Consider the following 19,447-nt stretch of genomic DNA (forward strand, 5'->3'; position numbering starts at 1 on the left):
GATGCCGTTAAGTCTGTAGTTGGTGCATCTTCTCCATAGCCGAATTGCCCAGTACGGCTACACTTGAAGCTATTTATTTGGTTACTGGGTCATCCAAATGAGCGAACGGTGAGAATTATCGCCGCGGCTGGTGCTGCTGCTGTTCCTGCTGGTGTTGCCGCTATGAGTGGTGCTGGAATTATGTCAGGTCTAGCTACAGTAGGCGGAGTAGTTGGCGGCGGTGCTTTGGCTGGTGTCGGTGTGATTGGTGCTGCTCCGGCTGTTGCTGCAAAATTGGCGATGGATCAAGTATTGAAGGAGGACAAGGAGCTTTATTCTGACGAAGAAAATCAAGCTCGTGCAATTGGCAAAGCAGCAACAACCGTCGGTGCTGTTGCTGGTACTGCGGGAGCTGTTGGAGCAGTTGCCGCTGCTGGAAGTGTTGCGGGTGTGAGTGCAGCTGGAATCACTTCTGGCTTAGCTGCAATCGGCGGTGTAGTTGGAGGTGGCATGGCTGCTGGTGTGGTTATTACGGCAGCAGCGCCAGTAGCAGCAGCGGCGGCTCTTGGTTACGGTATTTACATACTATTTCAGCCAAAGAAAAAATATCGGTAATAGTGGCAGTATAGGTTATTCCTACCCAGATCATTAGGTAGCGAATCAATCATGCGATCGGGTCGTGCATTGACCTATTTTTTCGGTTTATGCTAGGCGCGATCTCTACAATACTTCATACTAGATAATATCATTGAAGGATAAGAGAATGGCTCCCGAAAACTTAGATATTTTATTAAAAATATTGCCAATAGTTGTTATTGGTGGTGGAGGATACATTGCTTATCAGCAGTACGAGACAAACTAACAAAAATTGATAATAGATTTGTATGATAAAGGCATCGAAATATATAACTATGTAATGGGATTGATTTTAATTGCTGCCAAAGGTGGGAACCGTTCAGATATAAAAGCTAAGTTTGATCAATTTGATGAACACACACATGAAGCCGATTTTCTATTAACTCGGAAACTCTAGTTTAGAATATTTTATTCAGCGCGATCGCGTTCGTACTAGCGCTGGTACGAACGCGATCGCTTAACCTCAAATTATCGATTTTCATCCGATTGGAAAGGATTTTCACCCACCCCTAGCTGCTTTTTCGTGGCTTCCAACTGTTGCCAAAGCGTCTCGATGTTTTGAAAAGCCTGTTCAATGGAAATTTTTCCATTGGTTGCCAAACCACTAATCAAACTTACCCGCTGAGCAAATTCCTGTAAGTTAGCATTAAATACTAAATTTTCTGGTTTGACATCACCGTAGTAGCGAGGTTGAGGATATAAAAAATTAGAAGTAGTTAACATTATGACTCCCGGTTTATTAGATTCTGTATGTTTCCTACTACTATCACTCAGAAATCCTATCGGGACAAGTGATGACTAATTAAAAAAAATGTGACAAGTCTCAGCATATTGAGTGCTGACAATCAGCTAGTAAATGTGATATTTAACAACTGAGTGAGTGACAGCAGTCACAATAAAATTATCTTGCAGAAGGTTGAAAATTAGCGATCGCTGCCGCTATCCCTGAGAAAGCGATCGCCTAAAATAAAGTCAGGCAATAGTTTTTGAGGAAGTATAAAATATGTCTTTGCAAGAATTAAAAAATCAAGCATACAAGTTATCGGTAAGCGATCGCTTAGATTTGGTGAATGCGATCGTCGAGTCGCTTAGGCGCGAACTCAGACCCCAACCCGATCGGAAAGCTGCAATAGATCAGATGCGGGGACTAGCGAAAACTGATGCGCCAGCCCCAACTGATGCTGAAGTTGAAGCAATGTTAGAAGAACGCCTAGTGGAGAAATACCTGAAATGATGGTATTAATAGATACCAACGTTATTCTGGATTTTTTGCTAGAGCGCGAACCTTTTAGGGAGGATGCTGAAGCTTTATTTCAGGCTATTTACTCTGGGCAGATTGAGGGGTGTGTTACAGCAACCACCGTAACTGATATCTTCTACATTGTCAGAAGACAGACGCGGAGTATTGAACGCGCAAGAGTTGCTGTCTCAACAACACTAACAGCTATGGAAATTTGTAGTGTTAATAGCGACATCCTTGCAGCTGCATTTGCCTCAAACTTGAGAGATTTTGAAGATGCGGTACAGTTAGCTTGCGCGATCGCTAACAATCTTGATGGAATTATCACCCGCGATACGGAAGGTTTCGCGGGTGCTATTTTGCCTATTTTGTCAGTTGGTGAATTATTAGAGCGACTGTCTTAAACTAAACAAGCGATCGCACAAATTTATCTAACCTATCCATCCCCTTTTCAATCGAAGTCATATCTGTTGCATAAGATAGCCGGACGTGATCATCTGCACCAAAAGCAATCGCAGGAATCGCCGCAACTTTCTGATTTTCTAACAGTTTGTCGCAGAATTCTAGAGAATTTAAACCAGATTTGCTGATGTTGACGAACAGATAAAAAGCGCCGTCTGGTTTGGCACAGGATAAACCGGGAATAGCGTTAAGTGTTTGCAACATTACCTGCCGACGTTCGGCAAAGGCGAGGCGCATTTGTTCCACACAATCTTGAGAACCTTCTAAAGCTGCGATCGCGCCGAACTGTGCAAAAGTACACACATTCGAGGTACTGTGACCTTGAATGGTGGACACAGCTTTAACTAACTCAACTGGTGCTGCTAAATAACCAATTCGCCAACCCGTCATTGAGTAACCTTTAGCAAAACCACTGCTGATAATTGTCCTGTCAAAGACTTCGGGACTGACTGCACCGATACTCAAGTGCTGCGCGTCGTCGTAGATAATCTTTTCGTAAATCTCATCAGAGACAACGAGAATATCTTTTTCCACCACCACTTCTCCTAAAGCTTTAATCTCAGCTGGCGTATAAACAACACCAGTGGGATTACAAGGCGAATTGAGGACAAAAAGCTTGGTTCTTGGTGTGATAGATGAGCGAAGTTGCTCTGGCGTAATTTTATATCCAGTTGAAGCGTCTGTCGGCACAATTATCGGGGTGCCACCTGCCAAAATCACCATTTCCGGATACGAGAGCCAGTAGGGAGATGGGATAATCACCTCATCCCCACTATTTAGCAGCGCCATCATCAGGTTATACAAGGAATGCTTGCCGCCGTTGGTGACAATAACGTTTTCAGCTGCGAAACCCAGGTTATTGTCCTTTTGTAGCTTGCGGGCGATCGCTTCCCTTAATTTTGGTTCTCCAGCAGCTGGCCCGTATTTGGTTTTACCCTCGTCCAAAGCTTTTTTGGCAGCAGCTTTGATATGTTCTGGGGTGTCAAAATCTGGTTCCCCAGCGCTGAAACTACAAACATCTATCCCCTCTGCCTTCATCGCCTTGGCTTTGGCTGCGATCGCCAACGTTATAGAAGGCGTTACCTGACCAACTCGTGCTGCCAGCTTCATGCTTACCCCACTTTCCAGACTAACTTAGCGATACGTTGCTTTTGGGCAATACGCAAGAAAGCGATCGCTACCCCAGCAACTCTATAGTCTTTCAGAGTATCTCTCAATCAGGCTTCAGATTGGCATTTTTTTTACTTTTTAATTTTAAAAATGAGATATATGACATTTTTTATAGCTATATAAAAATCCAATACGTGCCGAATCATAAATTTTACTTTTCTTTTGCCTCCACGGGTAAGGGGTGATACTCTGGCTTTTTGCCTTATAGCCGCATTTGGTAATCTTTTTCTGGAGTAGTAGGGGGCTACCCCCCTGCTACCCAAGAAGCCGAGCAGAAGCGCCTATGGCTTTATCAAGCGATAGTTACATCAGGTGAGAGATAGACATCCTGAATGGCGTTAAATAACTTCACCCCTTCCTCAAAAGGACGCTGGAAAGTTTTGCGACCGGAGATTAAACCACAACCACCAGCTCGTTTGTTAATTACGGCGGTGCGGACGGCTTCGGCAAAGTCATTTTTACCAGATGCACCACCAGAGTTAATCAACCCAGCGCGACCGCAGTAGCAATTTAGTACCTGGTAGCGGGTGAGGTCAATTGGGTGATCGGTCAACAGGTCGGTGTATACTCGGTCGTTAGTTTTGCCGTAACTTTCACCAGTAGCTTTAGCAACAGCAGCATATCCGTGATTGTATTCGGGAAGCTTTTGTTTGATGATGTCGGCTTTAATTGTCACGCCCAGATGGTTTGCTTGAGCTGTGAGGTCGCCTGCTAAGTGATAGTCTTTGTCTTGTTTGAAAGCATTGTTGCGGAGATAGCACCAAAGGATAGTTGCCATACCCAATTCGTGGGCGCGTTCAAAGGCTTCGCTGACTTCTTGAATTTGGCGAGTTGATTGTTCTGAACCAAAGTAAATAGTTGCCCCAACAGCGACCGCCCCTAAATTCCAAGCTTGTTCGACAGAGGCGAACATTATCTGGTCGAATTGATTGGGGAAAGTCAGCAATTCATTATGATTTAATTTCAAAATGAAGGGGATTTTGTGGGCATATTTGCGAGAAACCATGCCCAAAACGCCAAGGGTCGTAGCAACAGCATTACAACCAGATTCGATCGCCAGTTTAATAATATTTTCGGGATCGAAATAGATCGGGTTTGGTGCAAATGATGCCCCTGCGGAGTGTTCAATTCCTTGGTCTACTGGGAGAATGGAGAGATATCCGGTATTAGCTAAACGTCCGGCAGAATACAGTTGCTGAAGACTACGCAATACTTGGGGGTTGCGATCGCTAGCTGCAAAAATCCGGTCTACAAAGTCCGGCCCCGGCAGGTGCAGCATATCTTGGGAAACTTTTGCCTTAAAACTGAGAAGGTCTTCTGCTTCTTTTCCTAGTACAGACTCTAGGGAATTAGGTACAGATAGTGTAGCGGTCATAGCAGTTTTCCTCAAAAATTTGTTTTGCTGGGCGGTGCATACCTACCTACCTATTAAGCAAGTCAAAAGTCAAAAGAATGAAACTCTGTTTTGGTAGGAATTTTGACTAATAACCATCTGCAAGTTAAATGTCGAATAGCTTACAAATTAGGGTAACACTTCAAGCTTCTAATTGCTCTTGTGACGGAAATCCGTGCTGTTCTCTACCCGGAGGGCCGTCGTATTTTTTTGACGTTTTGTAGAGTTCAAAGCGTCCATCAGCAGCATAGCTAGCATAACGCGATCGCATAGCTTGCATTTCCGGTTCTGTCATCGGCTTGAAACTCCGCGCAATATTCAAGTTCTGGCGCAGCACTTGTAGAGAGTCAATACCGCTGACGGTAGTTGCAACAGGAAGGCTCATTGCATAGCGTAGCGCTTCTTGCACGCTGATAACGCCTGCTTTAACTGGTTCGCCACTACCACCCAAACTTTTCATTCCAATTGCAGCAATACCGCGTTTATTGAGTTCGGGTAGCACTTGCTTCTCAAAGCTGCGAAAAGAGGAGTCAAAACAATTCAGTGGTAGTTGAACGGCATCGAACGGATAATTATAAGAAAGCATTTTCAGATGAATTGCCGGATCTTTGTGACCTGTGAAACCGACAAAACGAACTTTTCCCTGACGCTTGGCTTCGTCTAAAGCCTCGATAACTCCACCTTTGGCGAAATGTCTTTCCGGGTCGTTGTCATAAACAACTTCGTGAACTTGCCACAAGTCGATATAATCTGTCTTGAGTCGCCGCAAAGATTGCTCAAGTTGTTGCATAGCGACTTTGCGATCGCGTCCGTGCGTGCAAACTTTTGTCATCAGAAATGCTTTGTCTCGCCTACCTTGCAGCGCCTTACCCATCCGTTCTTCACTCACGCCTTCGTTATACTCCCAGGCGTTGTCTAGAAAGGTCACGCCAGCATCGAGTGCTTCTTGAATAATGCGGATGGCTTCTTGTTCGTCTTTGGGAACGCCGATGTGAAAGCCGCCTAGCGCCACCGCCGAAACTTCCACACCTGTGCGTCCGAGTTTGCGGCGGGGAATTTCCCCAGCTTGGAGTGAAATTGTCTGATCGGGTTCGGCAGCATTGACTTGTGCATCTGGGTGTAGCAAGATCCGATCTGCGATCGCTACTCCTGCGCCGAGAACTCCGAGGCGTTGCAGAAACTGTCTGCGTTTCCAGCTTTGTGCCTCTCGGTGGCGATTTTCCCCTGATTGATCGTCACGTCGATCTGCCATTGAGTTATCCTGCTTAAGTTCACCCAGTTTTGCTTCAGTGTTAGTTTTTTTCTTACTTTAATTTCACCTATCTTTAGACAGGTTATTTTATTTTTCTAAGGGCGAAATCGCCCCTACACGCAAATATGGTTTTCCTATGCACCGCCGCCTTTGTCACTGTGGCAACTGTTAATCTTGAGAAATTAGTAAGTTTTTATACAAATTTACTGGATAAACAGCCGCATCCATACATCCCAAATGTTTATGCAGAGTTTCAGTTTCCTGGCTTACGTTTGGGTATTTTTAAACCAAAACTCACCCACTCCGAAGAATTTGTATCGGTAAAAAGTGGAATGAGTTTGTGTTTAGAAGTAACTGACTTGGAAAGTGCGATCGCTCACATTACTGCTCTGGGTTTCCCGCCACCAGGCGATATTTTATCTGCATCACACGGTAGAGAAATCTACGCTTACGATCCAGATGGCAATCGCTTGATTTTGCACCAATCCCACTAATAGATTATAGGTGCTGAGTTAAGTCAGCAAAGCAGTAAAAACTCACAATTAACATTAGCACTGCCATCACCTGAGAAACTCGCGGATGATGAGATGGTGTGAGTGCTTCTCTTACTAAAATTGATCCTGCCGCTCCCACCATATAGCTCAAACCCAGTACCAAGTAAGGCCACTGCTGATTTATCTCCCAAGCCATTATTAAAACAGTGGCAACTGTTAACATGATTAGCTCAATAAATCGCGGAGGACTGTACTGGCTAGAAAAAACTAAAGCTCGCCACCAAGATTGCCAAATTCTCATATTTTAATTATTACTTATTAGTTATTGGTCAGGGGTAATGGCAATTAGCAATTAGTCATTACGATAGTCCAAAGTTTTAACGTTTGCTATCTACTCATAGGCGCATCTGGCGGTTGGTTATTAGGTAATATTTGCTGGTTGTGCTGCTGCAAGTAGAATAAGGCTTCTTGAGTCTCCACTTGGGGAAACTCTTCATAGAAGCGACTGACACTGAGGAAAGGTTCGGGCGTTTCTAGGATAATAGCGCGATCGCACCATTGCAGCAGCCACTCGCTCAAACCCTGTGGTGCTACTGGCGAACAAACCCAAATTTCGGCAGGATTTTGGGCTTTCACGGCAGAGGCGGCAGCTGCTATTGTCATGCCAGTGGCAATACCATCATCAACCAAAATAGCGATCGCACCCTGAGCGCTAACAGGCAAGCGACTGGAAGAAAGCTTACTCTGTAGGGCAATAGCTTTATCTTGGGCTTGCCGCAACGCCGCTTCCAGCTCACTCTGCTGGTTTCTGCGAAATCGCTTTGGCTGACACCATAGCACGTGTCCATCTGACGTGACAGCACCGATGGCAAGTTCCGGGTTTTCTGGAAAAGTAATTTTTTTGGCGACAAGAATATCCACAGGACAACCCAGACTGCGTGCCACTGGTACAGCCACAGGGATACCGCCGCGAGGCAGCGCGTAAATAATAGGTTGGCTATTAACTCCCCGCGTCTTGAGCTGGGTAAACTCAGCCATAACGGACTCAGCTAGCTGCTCTCCGGCGTGGATGCGATCGCGAAACATGGGGGCAGATGACATGGCACCCTCCAGAATTCGGTACTGCGCTCGCCTCCTATGATGGCTGATTTTGGCTTTTGACGCAGCTACTCCTAGTCCGTCAAAAGTAAGAACTATCAATTCTTAAGCGTGAAACAAGTTTCAGCCTTGAGCGAGTATTGTTAGGATAATTTCGTGAAAGCACGATATAACCCCAGATTCATGTCCAGCGACGAGCAACTTAGCCTTTTTGACTCCTCAGACCTCGGTGCATCTGCCACACCGCAAAATCAAGCATTAATTCCCACAAGTGCCAAAATCCCCATTCCTCCCGGCACCTATCAAACAATGGCCCAAATCGCACAGCATTGTAACCAATGCCACCGTTGCGGACTGGGAGAAAACCGCACTCACGCTGTAGTTGGACGCGGCAATCTCCAAGCACCAATTATGATTGTGGGCGAAGCACCAGGGCAAAATGAAGATGAAACCGGGTTGCCATTTGTCGGGAAATCTGGGCAACTGCTGGAGAAAATATTAGCCGCTGTGAAGCTGAACACCGAACAGGATGTATACATCTGTAATGTGAACAAGTGCCGTCCACCAAACAATCGCCCGCCAACAACTGAAGAAATGGCAGCTTGTAGACCTTATTTGTTAGAACAAATTCGCATGGTAGACCCGAAAATCATTCTTTTAACGGGTGCTACAGCTTTAAAAGGTTTAACTGGCGATAAACGAGGCATTACCAAAATTCGCGGCACTTGGATCGAGTGGGAGGGGCGCTTGTGTATGCCGATTTTCCACCCATCCTATCTACTTCGCAATGCTTCGCGGGAACAAGGCAGCCCTAAATGGTTAATGTGGCAGGATATTCAGGCTGTTCGTGCCAAATTAGATGAAATCCGCAACAATTAATTAATTTTCCCAACGCGGCAGTCTTGCAACCAATTGCGAACAGCTTGGCCAATGATGCCATTACTGCTATCTCGCGGCGGCGAGGGCGGATCTCCTTCGGGATAGGAGCCAGTACGGGAAAACATCGTTGCTAACCTCCAGCCGTCCTCAGTTTGAGTTAGAAACAGCCAGTGATATTGCTGTAATTGAATTGGCTTTCGGGCTGTGTATCCTCGTTCTAAAGTGGTGATAAATACTTGTTTAGGAGCTGTTGTGGCGATATCTGCGCCAGGGTCTGAGGTATAGGGGCCAGGGCCTAGGGTAAGGGGCGCAAATTCTGGTCGTCCGGCGATGATTACGGAACTGGAGAGAGCTGGTTTTCTGTTTAGTCGTCGAGAGCGTTGGCTGACGCGATTGGCATAACTGGGTAAATCCCGAATTAGTAAACTTGTTAAGTTTTCTACATCGGTTGGACAACTCGATTTCTGTGGCGGCGGCGTTTGCGCGATCGCTCTCCCAAAGTAAAAGCCAATCATGCAAAGGCAAAATGTAGCGATGCGAATTTTCGCGTCTCCACATAAATTATTGTGACTTCTATAACTCATCGCAAATTCTCGCCCAAGCAGCAGCAGGATCGGCGGCGGCAGTAATCGGTCGCCCAATCACGAGATAATCAGCTCCAGAAGAGAAAGCTTGGGCTGGGGTGAGACTTCGCTTCTGATCTCCCGCTTCTGCCCAGCTAGGGCGCACTCCCGGACAAACAAATAGAAAATCATCGCCGCAAGTCTGTCGCAGTTGTTCCACCTCCTGCGGCGAACAAACTGCCCCATCCAGTCCCGCCTCTTTTGCTAACAAAGCCATATGTAAAGCATATTCTGGCAATTCCAGGGGAATTTTTAGCTCAAATGCCAATTGCCGCGATGTGATACTTGTCAGCAGCGTTATGGCAATTAACTTGGGTGGCGGACACCCTGCGGCTTCTGCGCCCTCCTGTAGGGCTGCTGTTGCTGCCTGTAGCGCACTTTTACCACACGTAGCATGGATGGTGAGCAAATCTACGCGATAACTCGCAGCAGCGCGACAAGCCCCAGCAACAGTGTTAGGGATATCGTGAAATTTCAAATCCAGAAAAATTCGCTTTTGTCTGTCTTTGAGCAGTGTGAGAATGTCAGCACCAGTGCTGACAAATAGTTCTAAACCAACTTTAAAGAAAGTTACTTCCGGCAACTTGTCAATTAAAGCGATCGCTTCCGCTAGACTCGGAACATCCAAAGCAACAATAATTTTCTCGCTGTTTGACATTATTTTGTGGGGGCTGGGGGCTGGGGGCTGGGGACTAGGAACTAGGAACTGGGGACTGGGGACTAGGTAAGACTTTTTCCCAATTCCCAATTCCCAATTCCCAATCCCCATTACCCAATTAACCGCACAGACTTATTTTTCCCCACCTGCAAAACCCGTCCGTCCAACTCAGAGGGAGATTCAAAAGTGAGATTCACATCAGACACGCGATCGCCATCTAACTTTACCCCTCCTCCCTGAATTTGTCGCCGCGCTTCCGTCCCACTGCTGCACAAACCGCTCTTTCCCAGAATAAAGAACAATTTAGCCGGAAAATTAACTTCTTTTAGCGAAAATCCTGGTACAGCTTTAGCCGAATTTGTGTTTCCTGCTGTAATTGCCTGTGCGTCGCGCACAGCAAGTTCTGCTGCATCTTTGCCGTAGTATTGAGAGACAATATCGGAAGCCAGAAGTTTTTGGCGATCGCGTGGTTGTTCCGGCAAATCATCCAGCGGTAAATTTGTCAACAACTCAAAATACTGCTCTAACAATTTATCCGGTGTTTTTTCCAACTTCTGATACATCCAGAGCGGATCTTCCGATAACCCCACATAATTGCCCAGCGACTTCGACATTTTCTTTTCACCATCCGTCCCGATTAAAATCGGCATCAGCAAACCAAACTGAGGCATCTGACCGAAATGGCGTTGTAAATCTCGCCCAACAGCAATATTAAACTTCTGATCCTTCCCCCCCAACTCCACATCAGCTTGCACCGCCACAGAATCGTAGCCTTGCATCAACGGGTAAAGGAACTCGTGCAGAAAAATCGGATTTTCCTTCTCATAACGTTCGGCAAATCCCTCCTTCGCCAGCATTTGCCCTACCGTCATCGTAGACAACAATTCTGAAATTTTTGACAAATCAAGCTTTGAAAGCCATTCGGAGTTGTAGCGAACTTCCAACCGTCCCGGCGTGTCAAAATCCAGAATTGGACGCACCTGCTCCAGATAAGTTTGAGCATTTTGCGCCACTTCCTCAGACGTTAACTGACGGCGTACCTCAGATTTTCCGGTAGGGTCGCCAATCCGAGCCGTAAAATCCCCAATAATTAAAACAGCTGTATGTCCGGCATCCTGAAAAGCACGCAGCTTCCGTACTGGGATACTATGACCCAAGTGGATATCAGATCCGGTCGGATCGATTCCCAACTTCACCCGCAAAGGTCGGTCAGTTTGCGCTAATCTTTGAGCCAAAGAAAGAGCAGCGTCATCAGAATCAGGCTGGTCGGGGAAAATTTCACTAACCCCACGATATAACCAAGTGAGGTTTTGGGGCGTTTTTGAGGATACACTAGCGGTCATGATGCGCCAAACTAAATCGGATGTGGAAATCGACCCCTATATTTGTATTTTATGCAAATCCAAGGGTAAACAAGTTTATTATAATTTGCAAAAATTGTATAAAGTCTCCATGCCAACTGGACAAAATTTAGTAATGGGCTGCACTTATGATGCTAAAACGTAAACGTAGGATTTTTTTGTCACACTTAACAAAAGCGATCTTGTTTTGCGACCACCGCAAATGCTTACCACCTTTCCAGCCACTGCTAAAATTGTCCCCACCATCCTGCCGCGAGTGGAAAGTTCTGTAATCTAGATAAGCAAAGCTATACCAGTCGCCCAATCATCTAAGTCCCACATTTTTTTTAGTGAGGAAGTGAAATCACCGTGTCGTCTAGCACTATTCAAGATAAACAACCGAGAAGAGAGCCATCAGCCCCGATAGTTCAGTTCATGCAGGGAGTCGGTAAAGCAACAGGCGGAACCCTCCTGGGCATCACCATGCTGACCAGTTCGGTTGTCGCTGGGGGACTGGTTGGTTTAGCTATCAGCTTCCGTAACCTACCTGATGTGCGGGTTCTTCGCAGCTACATCCCCACAGAAACTTCTTACATTTACGACATTCAAGGCAAGCACCTAGCTTCGCTCCACGGAGAAGCCAATCGGGAAGTCGTACCCCTTGATAAAATTTCCCCTGAACTCAAGCGGGCGGTTCTAGCGATTGAAGATAGCCACTTCTATTTGCACCAAGGCATTAACCCCAACAGCGTTGGTCGCGCCTTAAAAGCTAACTGGGAAAAAGGCAACGTTGTCGAGGGTGGCTCGACAATCACCATGCAGTTGGTGAAAAACCTTTTCTTGTCTCGCAAGCGGACAATGAGCCGCAAAATTGCCGAAGCGGTGCTAGCAATTCGGTTAGAACAAATCTTTAAGAAAGACCAAATTTTAGAAATGTACCTCAATCAGGTGTATTGGGGTCACAACAACTATGGTGTTCAAACAGCATCTGAAAGCTACTTTAACAAGAAAGCCGCCGATCTAGACTTAGCTGAGGCAGCAATGTTGGCAGGAATGATTCAGGCTCCGGAAGATTACAGTATTTTCGGGAACTACAAGCAGGCAAAGCAGCGCCAAACACAGGTTTTGGGTCGGATGCGCGAGTTGGGATGGATTACTGAGCAAGAGAGAGCAGCCGCTGTTAAGCAAGAAATTAAACGGGGTCAGCTGACCTCGTGGCAAACCAGCGAACTGCCTTACATCACAGAAGCGGTTGTTGCGGAGTTAAATGAGCGCTTCGGTCGGGATGCGGTGCTAAAAGGCGGTATGCGAATCCAGACGACCATCGACTACAAGTTCCAACGTATGGCGGAACAAAAGGTGAGTCGTTGGCATAGAAGACTTCAGAGTTACGGGCTTTATAACAACCAAATTGCTCTGGTATCAGTTGATCCTCGGACGCACTTTGTAAAAGCAATGGTGGGCGGGGTCAGTTACGATAAAAGCCAGTTCAACCGTGCTATCCAATCCCGCCGACAGCCGGGATCTGCCTTTAAGCCATTTGTTTACTACGCGGCTTTTGCTACGGGTAAGTATACGCCCTACTCCACCGTCTTCGATACGCCAGTTAGTTATCGGGATGGTGGCGGCTATTACTCTCCCCGAAACTACGGTGGTGGTTTCTCTGGGGCGATGAGCATTCGCCAAGCACTCATGGTTTCCGCTAACGTTCCGGCTGTGAAGCTTGGGCGGGCTGTGGGACTGGATAAGGTGATTGAAATTTGCCGGACTATTGGCTTTAAGAGTCCGATTGAACCTGTAATTTCTTTGCCTTTGGGAGCGATTGGTGTTACGCCTTTGGAAATGGCGGGCGGTTATGCCACTTTTGCTAGTAATGGTTGGTACTCTCCCCCAACCGTTATTGCCCGGATCACGGATAGTAGTGGCAATGTGTTGCTCGATAATACTCCTAAACGCCGATTGGTTTTAGACCCGTGGGCTAGTGCTTCCCTGACAAGCGTGCTGCAAGGGGTAGTTACTGGCGGTACCGGGAAAAACGCACAGATAGGACGACCCGCAGCTGGTAAGACTGGTACGACTTCCTCTGAGAAAGATGTTTGGTTTGTGGGCTATGTCCCGCAACTCTCTACGGCTGTCTGGATTGGGAAGGATAATAACCGGAGTTTAGGCGGTGGTATAACGGGTGGCGAATATGCGGCTCCCATCTGGCGCGATTTTATGTCAAGTGCTATGAGTGGTGTTCCTGTGAATTACTTCCCCTCGCCTAACAAGTTTCCGCGCCCTAGATAAGAATTTTAGATTTTGCGGGGGCGAAGGAGTTTCCCAGCCTCCGATAATTTTGGATTTAATCCAAAGTCTTAAAATTCTTGTATCGTTGCATCCAAAAAAGTTAGCGTTGGGTTTCACTTTCGTACCGCTAGGCGGAAGCAAGCTAAAACCCAACCTACAAAATGAGAAATTTAGGAGGCAGAAAAAAGTAAAATTTTTGCATCCAAAATCGTTATGTTTGCTTTTCTAATTCGGATTTCATCCGCTCTAAAGTGAGGTTCATTTGGTCGAACATTTGAGTTGGGGTAATGCCAAATTGACCAAGCTGAGTGTTAAGCTGTTCGACTGTCATTTGAGCCATGAAGTCATCAGATAGCTCGAATCGCTTCATAAAGATGCGATAGCGATCCATCATGGCTTCCATTTTCTCAATAAAAATCTTTTTACCTTCGCGGTCAAATTTACCGTAGTGGCTTCCCAGTTGTATTAGGGATTGATAATCTTCAAACAGCTGCTTGGCTTCTTGTTGAACAATTTCGGAGTCAAAAAATCCCATAGCCTTTTTATCTTCCCGTCAATGGGCTTCCCCAGTCAGGGGAAGTTTTACTGCTTTGAGTATCATTTTAATGCAGTGCAAACTTTACGATATATTCGGTTTTCCGTATTATGGGCGGATTTGTTCTCTGGTGGCATCTTGAAAGCGCGATCGTGATCGCTCATGCTCCAAAGTAAGAAAATCCCTATCATGGAATTGGATGGGAAGCGTTGCGGTAGCGCTATAGGCGCATCGCTATGTCTTTTGAGGAAAGAGGAGTTTACCTCAAAATGTTGACACAAAAAAATCGAAAAGTTGCCGCACTTTTGGCATTTACCGGAGCGATAATCCCGTTTGCTGGCTTTCACAAGTTTTATCTGGGACAGCCGCTTTGGGGAGCAGTTTATTTACTGTTGTCGTGGGGAACACCTATCGCTCGAATTGCCAGCGCTATTGAAGGGATATGGTATTTATTCCAAGATGGGGATGAATTTGACCGGAATTTTAATTTAGGTGTAGAATCACTCCCTGAGTCAGTTGGAGTGGCGACTAACTCAGTGAGTGCGATCGCTGATGCTTTGCGTCAACTGGATAGTCTACGCCAAGAAGGGCTAATCTCAGAGTATGAATTTGAGCAAAAGCGCCGCCAATGTCTGGATCGAATGCGGTAAAAAGAAGTCAGTAGGCGAGAAAAATTTTAAAATATTGGGTGCGATCGCTAAATTTACCAAAAAATGGCACTTTTTGATTGGCTACCATTGGCGACTCGACTGCGCCCAGAGATAAACTCAAACCGACAGTCAATCCGGGCGCGGATTTTGGGAGATCCTTACTATCGGCTGCAATCTACTGAAGAAATTGCGATCGCAGTTAGTCTTGGTATCAAAATTGATGTGAATCAGGCAAGTGTGGATGACTGGCTGAGACTACCTGGGCTATCAATTCATCAAGCGCGATCGCTCGTTTCCTTAGCCCAGTCTGGAGTACAATTTCTCTGTATAGAAGATATTGCTGCGGCACTAAGTATGCCGATATTGCGATTAAAACCTCTGGAGCCACTCTTGAGGTTTTGTTACTACGACGATTGTCCCTCCACACCGCAACTGGTGAATCCTAACACAGCATCTATCGAGCAGCTAATGCTTCTTCCAGGTGTTGACTTGATTCTTGCCAGAGCAATCTTTTCAAATCGTCGCGCCGCCGGAGCGTACCGCAACCTGGCTGATTTTCAAACTAGGCTATCACTCCCTGGACAGATGACAGCGCAGCTAATGCACTATCTGAGGTTTTAGTCAATAGCAAAAGTGCGCGTACTTTGTGCCGCTTCGCTAACAGACTAAATGGCGCTACACAAACAAAGCCTGACGAGAGCAGGCTTTGTTTGTGTAGCCGCGACTAAGCGCTAACACGCAGGCTCCGCCAACAGCCGTCGGGTATTTTGGCCTGACCATCAAGCACGACTAATGCGGCCGGCGGGCCAGAAACGGAAAAAGGCGCGACCAATGACATTTTTCTGAGGCAAAAATCCCCAAACATGGGAGTCATTGCTGTTATTACGATTATCTCCCATGACAAACACCTGGCCTTCAGGCACCACCCCTGGCCCCCAGTTATATTCTGGAGGTTCTGCGATGTAGTCTTCCTGTAGCGGAGAGTTATCCAGGTAGACCTTGCCATTTTTAACTTTAACAACGTGACCGGGCGTGCCAATCACTCGTTTAATGAAGGCTTGGTCTTTGGCGTAGCCTTGAATTTGTAATTTTTGGGGAGGGTCAAAGACGACAATATCACCTTGGTTAGGTGCGTGAAAACGGTAAGAGATTTTTTCTACCACCAAGCGATCGCCCACTTGCAACGTCGGCAGCATAGAATCAGAAGGAATATAGCGAGGTTCTGCCACAAACGTCCGAATAAACAGCGCCAAACAAAGGGCAATCAGCAAAATTTGCAGGTTTTCCGCCACTTGCTGCCATATCCGCAACTTTAGCGAAGTCTTACCCGTATTTCCACCGGGCATTACACCCTTGGAGTCCACTGCTTCAACGAGCTTCGATTCGCTTAGCTTCAGATTGACTCCATCCTCAGCAGCAGCATCTCCTTTAGCTACAGCCGGAAGCCCCACTTCCGCCGGACTCGATGTAGCAAAATCTTTTTCCTCAGATGTCATAGAAGTTTCAGCTAAAAATATTTGGCGTTAAGAGCCATAAAAACAGTCTGACCGATTTTGGTCAAAAGCCAACATACCACGCGACCTCTGGTTTAGATCCATTGGATTACAGCAGGCTGTAATATTTCTCAACCTTCAAATACTCTTTTTGTTTTACTCTTCACTTAAGCCAAGTACGGGAGGGTTAGAAATAATTGTAAGTTGGGTTGAGGTGCCTCAACGTAGGCAAAATTTAATATTTTAAGCTTCTATCCCTCCCGTATTGCCCAAGCATCAGTAGAAATTCCCAAATATCTTGATATTCTTTTTTGTTACTTACGTATAAATACAGTTTATTTTTTAATGATTACTTAGTTTGAAATTAGCCAATCTTGATTTAATTTTTATGGACTAATTAATAAATTAAGGTTATAAATTTAATTAGATAAATTCAAGGGAAACAAAGGTTTGTCTATTCTATGAAACTACGGAATATTGCTACTTTAATTGCTGGCATGGCTGCGAGTCTAGGACTGATTTCTATAACTGGACAACAAGCTAATGCGGGAACGTTATATCAAAATTGGAACTATAGTATTGATGCTTTCAATGATGGCTCTGGTGGCTCGGCTTATGACATCAAAGGCATAGCAGTTAAAGAAACCGCTGACAGCATTTTTGTAGCGCTGACTGGTGGTATGCCATTGACAGGCACTTACGCCAGCGCTGCTGTTGACAAAAACATCGGCTGGGGCGACTTGTTCTTCAACTTTACGGGTAATAATTTTCAAACTGCTAGTGATGCAAAAAGTTTGTTTGGGATTCGCTTTGCAGGGACAAACGATTCTAATGCGTCCAGCACTGGCATATACAAAAATGTCCAAGCAACTAGCGTTACTGGAACCAATAATGGATACAGCAGTTTGCAGCAATACAATGATGCTGGATGGTATAAAACCAATACTCTAGGCACCGATTTGCCAACCAAGGCTGATGCCTATGGATATCTCGGTCAAGGCTCAGTTCTCAATGTAATTGGCTCAGGTACAAAAGTGGGCGATATTACTATGCTCACCGCCGGGGCTTTGACTGCTGCTGGACTTGACTTTGCCCACTTCGCTGCTAGCGGCACTGAAACCATTGGTTTCCAGTTTAGTAAATCTCTCTTTGGTAGCGGTGACTACTTAGCTCATGTGTTTGTAGAGTGTGCTAATGATGGCGTTGCACTGGCGGGAGAACTTAAAGATGTGCCAGAACCAACTGGGCTTGGAGGTCTTGCTGTAGTAGGTTTAGTTGTGGGTGGCTCTCAACTACGCAAGCGTCGCCGGGTGAGGGTGAGTGTAAATTAAGCTTCTTAAGAAACCGAAAACCTAGAAACCGGGTAAATTAAAAGTTACCCGGTTTTTGACATTTGACTTATCTGCCCTTAAACACACACAGAGGAAACCAGCTTTACGATATGCGTTAGCGTAGGAAGAAAGAGTTGTTTTCTAGTGTGCTGTGTTGCTTCATAAACTTCCTGCTATACGTGTCGGGTTAATCGGTTGCTTGTTGATTTCCTTAAGTGCTTGCGCCAACAGTGCTAATCAGGAAGCGCTTGAGCGATCGCTCGCAGCAGACCCTAAACTTAAAGAAAACCCTATTACTCTGGGAACCCCTGCTCCCAACAATCCTCAGAACGATAAACTGGCAGGTTTTCCCGCAGAAATACCCATTTATTTAGATGCTCAGGTGCAAGAAGTCAGACCAGCGACACCTGACTCTGGTCAAGGTCAGACAGCCCGTTTTACAACCGATGCCCCCAGTAACTCAGTTCTAAGCTTTTACCAGCAACAGTTTCAATCTAATAACTGGGATTTGGTCAGCGAGTCCGAAACAGATGGCACCGAAAACACATTAGTAGCTCGTCAGAATAACCTGCAAGTTACGGTGTCCGTCCAGTCAGTTTCTGGCACTAGCAACCCCACGCCTACGCCCACTCAATCCGCTGTTGGTAACAATTCAGACATAGCCACAGAATTTACTATCAGCTATAGCCGCGATTCCAGCGTTGCCACAACACCGCAAGGAAGTAATTTAAAAGATATTTTCACTCAGCCAGCTAGTGAAAATCCCGCTCCCTCAACTAGCTCATCAGTATTCACTGATATAAATCAAGCACCCCAAGAATTACGTCAGTACGTAGAAGACCTAGCAGCATTGGGGGTACTTACTCAAGAGTCAGTTGGCTCCAAAAATAACTCAACTGCCAGCGGACAGTTTGAACCGAATAAAACTATCACCCGCCGCCAATTTGCGCGGTGGCTGGTTGCAGTTAATAATCAAATTTATGCCAATAATCCAGGCAAACAAATCCGTTTGGCATCAGGTAGCGCTCAACCAGCTTTTCAAGACATTCCCCGAAATAACCCAGATTTTTCAGCTATTCAAGGTTTAGCGGAGTCGGGGTTAATTCCCAGTCGATTGACAGGTGATGCTACCGCGGTTCTATTTCGCCCCGATGCACCCCTAACCCGCGAAAATCTGATTCTCTGGAAAGTCCCTCTAGATACGCGCTCCTCTTTACCCACAGCTTCAGTTGACGCGGTGAAGCAAACATGGGGATTTCAGGATGCAGGCAAAACTGAACCAAAGGCTTTGCGGGCGGTGTTGGCGGATTTCCAGAATGGAGATTTAGCGAATATCCGGCGAGTTTTTGGGTATACGACGTTGTTCCAGCCGAAAAAACCTGTAACTCGTGCTGAGGCGGCGGCGGCTCTGTGGTACTTTGGCGCTGAAGGTGAAGGAATATCAGCTCAAGATGCTTTGCAGAATCAGCGTCAACAAAGCCAGCCATCACCTACACCTTCAAGTTCTCCAAATCAGCAGTAAATAGTCATGTAGGTTGGGGAGCCACCCCTTTCATTGAGGTGCGCTCCCCCTTTCAGTTACTTTCTAAGGCAACCAACCCCAATTCATGCCTTGAGATTTACGCACAGGTTGCAGATTTTTAGTTTTACTTGTAGGCAATTTTAAACTTTTAATAAGTTGCTGGTTATCATCAATTATCAGAATTTCCTCCAGCGCCTCAGAGGATGTTTGAAAAGTGGGTTAGGCAGTAAAAAAACTCTCTCAGTGTAAGCTGCCAATAGCAAAACACGCAGCACCGAGAGAGCCACATGAGTAAAGCTTATCCCAGTAACTTAACTTGCGCTCAGTATGAATTGCTTAGTGACCTCATTCCAGAAGCTTTCACCAGGTGGTCGCCCGCGTCAAGTTGATATATCAGAAGTGC

The 19,447-nt window shown here is 46.0% G+C and carries 21 protein-coding genes and 1 pseudogene; 11 read left to right on the top strand and 11 right to left on the bottom strand.

The genetic code is table 11. The features are described from left to right. Window positions 1-108 precede the first annotated feature (108 nt). Window positions 109-594 (top strand): RNA polymerase subunit sigma-24, encoded by a 486-nt coding sequence (locus NDI42_RS26095; protein WP_190451150.1) that lies wholly within the window; start codon window positions 109-111, stop codon window positions 592-594. 489 nt (window positions 595-1,083) lie between these two features. Here the strand turns inward: NDI42_RS26095 and NDI42_RS26100 are convergent, their stop codons facing one another. After that, window positions 1,084-1,338: a DUF7219 family protein gene (locus NDI42_RS26100; protein WP_190451152.1), complete on the bottom strand. Its 255-nt coding sequence runs from the start codon at window positions 1,336-1,338 to the stop codon at window positions 1,084-1,086. 280 nt (window positions 1,339-1,618) lie between these two features. Between NDI42_RS26100 and NDI42_RS26105 the strand changes: the two genes are divergently transcribed. Then, a complete protein-coding gene (locus tag NDI42_RS26105) occupies window positions 1,619-1,849 on the top strand; it encodes a hypothetical protein (protein ID WP_190451154.1) in 231 nt (76 codons plus the stop codon). Next, a complete protein-coding gene (locus tag NDI42_RS26110) occupies window positions 1,846-2,259 on the top strand; it encodes a putative toxin-antitoxin system toxin component, PIN family (protein WP_190451156.1) in 414 nt (137 codons plus the stop codon). The genes NDI42_RS26105 and NDI42_RS26110 overlap by 4 nt, the downstream gene beginning before the upstream one ends. A 1-nt stretch (window position 2,260) precedes the next feature. Here NDI42_RS26110 and NDI42_RS26115 read toward each other — a convergent pair whose 3' ends face one another. The 3 genes from NDI42_RS26115 to NDI42_RS26125 form a co-directional block, all read right to left on the bottom strand. Further along, the gene (locus tag NDI42_RS26115; RefSeq protein WP_190451158.1) at window positions 2,261-3,427 is read right to left on the bottom strand and encodes a pyridoxal phosphate-dependent aminotransferase; all 1,167 of its coding nucleotides are present in this window, start codon (window positions 3,425-3,427) and stop codon (window positions 2,261-2,263) included. Window positions 3,428-3,779: 352 nt separating this feature from the next. After that, window positions 3,780-4,862: a class I fructose-bisphosphate aldolase gene (locus NDI42_RS26120; RefSeq protein WP_190451160.1), complete on the bottom strand. Its 1,083-nt coding sequence runs from the start codon at window positions 4,860-4,862 to the stop codon at window positions 3,780-3,782. 160 nt (window positions 4,863-5,022) lie between these two features. Next, window positions 5,023-6,132 carry an aldo/keto reductase gene (locus tag NDI42_RS26125; RefSeq protein WP_190451162.1) on the bottom strand — a complete coding sequence of 370 codons (1,110 nt, stop codon included), beginning with the start codon at window positions 6,130-6,132 and terminating at the stop codon, window positions 5,023-5,025. Window positions 6,133-6,257: 125 nt separating this feature from the next. Between NDI42_RS26125 and NDI42_RS26130 the strand changes: the two genes are divergently transcribed. After that, window positions 6,258-6,626 (top strand): VOC family protein, encoded by a 369-nt coding sequence (locus tag NDI42_RS26130; protein WP_190451164.1) that lies wholly within the window; start codon window positions 6,258-6,260, stop codon window positions 6,624-6,626. Window positions 6,627-6,630: 4 nt separating this feature from the next. Here the strand turns inward: NDI42_RS26130 and NDI42_RS26135 are convergent, their stop codons facing one another. Both NDI42_RS26135 and NDI42_RS26140 read right to left on the bottom strand, forming a co-directional pair. Then, complete coding sequence (locus NDI42_RS26135; protein ID WP_190451165.1) at window positions 6,631-6,927, bottom strand: hypothetical protein; 297 nt, start codon at window positions 6,925-6,927, stop codon at window positions 6,631-6,633. A gap of 86 nt (window positions 6,928-7,013) precedes the next feature. Next, window positions 7,014-7,727, bottom strand: coding sequence for a phosphoribosyltransferase (locus tag NDI42_RS26140; protein ID WP_190451167.1), 714 nt, complete (start codon window positions 7,725-7,727; stop codon window positions 7,014-7,016). A 180-nt stretch (window positions 7,728-7,907) separates the two neighbouring features. Between NDI42_RS26140 and NDI42_RS26145 the strand changes: the two genes are divergently transcribed. Continuing rightward, the gene (locus tag NDI42_RS26145) at window positions 7,908-8,603 is read left to right on the top strand and encodes a uracil-DNA glycosylase (protein ID WP_190451180.1); all 696 of its coding nucleotides are present in this window, start codon (window positions 7,908-7,910) and stop codon (window positions 8,601-8,603) included. On the opposite strand, the gene NDI42_RS26150 is transcribed toward NDI42_RS26145, so the two are convergent. The 3 genes from NDI42_RS26150 to tyrS all read right to left on the bottom strand — a co-directional run bounded on the left by NDI42_RS26150 (window position 8,600) and on the right by tyrS (window position 11,227). Beyond that, the gene (locus tag NDI42_RS26150) at window positions 8,600-9,187 is read right to left on the bottom strand and encodes a hypothetical protein (RefSeq protein ID WP_199310942.1); all 588 of its coding nucleotides are present in this window, start codon (window positions 9,185-9,187) and stop codon (window positions 8,600-8,602) included. The genes NDI42_RS26145 and NDI42_RS26150 overlap by 4 nt on opposite strands. Further along, window positions 9,177-9,884 carry an orotidine-5'-phosphate decarboxylase gene (pyrF, locus tag NDI42_RS26155; RefSeq protein ID WP_190451169.1) on the bottom strand — a complete coding sequence of 236 codons (708 nt, stop codon included), beginning with the start codon at window positions 9,882-9,884 and terminating at the stop codon, window positions 9,177-9,179. Before pyrF ends, NDI42_RS26150 begins: the two co-directional genes overlap by 11 nt. A gap of 110 nt (window positions 9,885-9,994) precedes the next feature. Next, a complete protein-coding gene (tyrS, locus tag NDI42_RS26160; RefSeq protein WP_190451171.1) occupies window positions 9,995-11,227 on the bottom strand; it encodes a tyrosine--tRNA ligase in 1,233 nt (410 codons plus the stop codon). 366 nt (window positions 11,228-11,593) lie between these two features. Here tyrS and NDI42_RS26165 point away from each other — a divergent pair, with 366 nt between their 5' ends. After that, window positions 11,594-13,513, top strand: a complete 1,920-nt coding sequence (locus tag NDI42_RS26165; RefSeq protein WP_190451172.1) for a PBP1A family penicillin-binding protein — start codon at window positions 11,594-11,596, stop codon at window positions 13,511-13,513. A gap of 211 nt (window positions 13,514-13,724) precedes the next feature. On the opposite strand, the gene NDI42_RS26170 is transcribed toward NDI42_RS26165, so the two are convergent. Continuing rightward, window positions 13,725-14,048: a DUF1825 family protein gene (locus NDI42_RS26170; RefSeq protein ID WP_190425108.1), complete on the bottom strand. Its 324-nt coding sequence runs from the start codon at window positions 14,046-14,048 to the stop codon at window positions 13,725-13,727. Between the two features lie 269 nt (window positions 14,049-14,317). Between NDI42_RS26170 and NDI42_RS26175 the strand changes: the two genes are divergently transcribed. Both NDI42_RS26175 and NDI42_RS26180 read left to right on the top strand, forming a co-directional pair. Continuing rightward, a complete protein-coding gene (locus NDI42_RS26175; RefSeq protein ID WP_190425114.1) occupies window positions 14,318-14,698 on the top strand; it encodes an NINE protein in 381 nt (126 codons plus the stop codon). Between the two features lie 63 nt (window positions 14,699-14,761). Beyond that, complete coding sequence (locus NDI42_RS26180) at window positions 14,762-15,319, top strand: ComEA family DNA-binding protein (RefSeq protein ID WP_190451174.1); 558 nt, start codon at window positions 14,762-14,764, stop codon at window positions 15,317-15,319. Window positions 15,320-15,477: 158 nt separating this feature from the next. On the opposite strand, the gene lepB is transcribed toward NDI42_RS26180, so the two are convergent. After that, window positions 15,478-16,044 carry a signal peptidase I gene (gene lepB / locus NDI42_RS26185; RefSeq protein WP_199310945.1) on the bottom strand — a complete coding sequence of 189 codons (567 nt, stop codon included), beginning with the start codon at window positions 16,042-16,044 and terminating at the stop codon, window positions 15,478-15,480. 608 nt (window positions 16,045-16,652) lie between these two features. On the opposite strand from lepB, the gene NDI42_RS26190 reads away from it, so the two are divergent. The 3 genes and pseudogenes from NDI42_RS26190 to NDI42_RS26200 all read left to right on the top strand — a co-directional run. Then, window positions 16,653-17,522, top strand: coding sequence for an XDD3 family exosortase-dependent surface protein (locus NDI42_RS26190; protein ID WP_199310943.1), 870 nt, complete (start codon window positions 16,653-16,655; stop codon window positions 17,520-17,522). A 151-nt stretch (window positions 17,523-17,673) separates the two neighbouring features. After that, window positions 17,674-19,044, top strand: a complete 1,371-nt coding sequence (locus NDI42_RS26195) for an S-layer homology domain-containing protein (protein ID WP_190451178.1) — start codon at window positions 17,674-17,676, stop codon at window positions 19,042-19,044. Between the two features lie 287 nt (window positions 19,045-19,331). Then, window positions 19,332-19,447, top strand: a pseudogene (locus NDI42_RS26200) (transposase); the annotation flags it as partial.

This window comes from Funiculus sociatus GB2-C1 (assembly GCF_039962115.1).
Classification (GTDB): Bacteria; Cyanobacteriota; Cyanobacteriia; order Cyanobacteriales; family FACHB-T130; genus Funiculus; species Funiculus sociatus.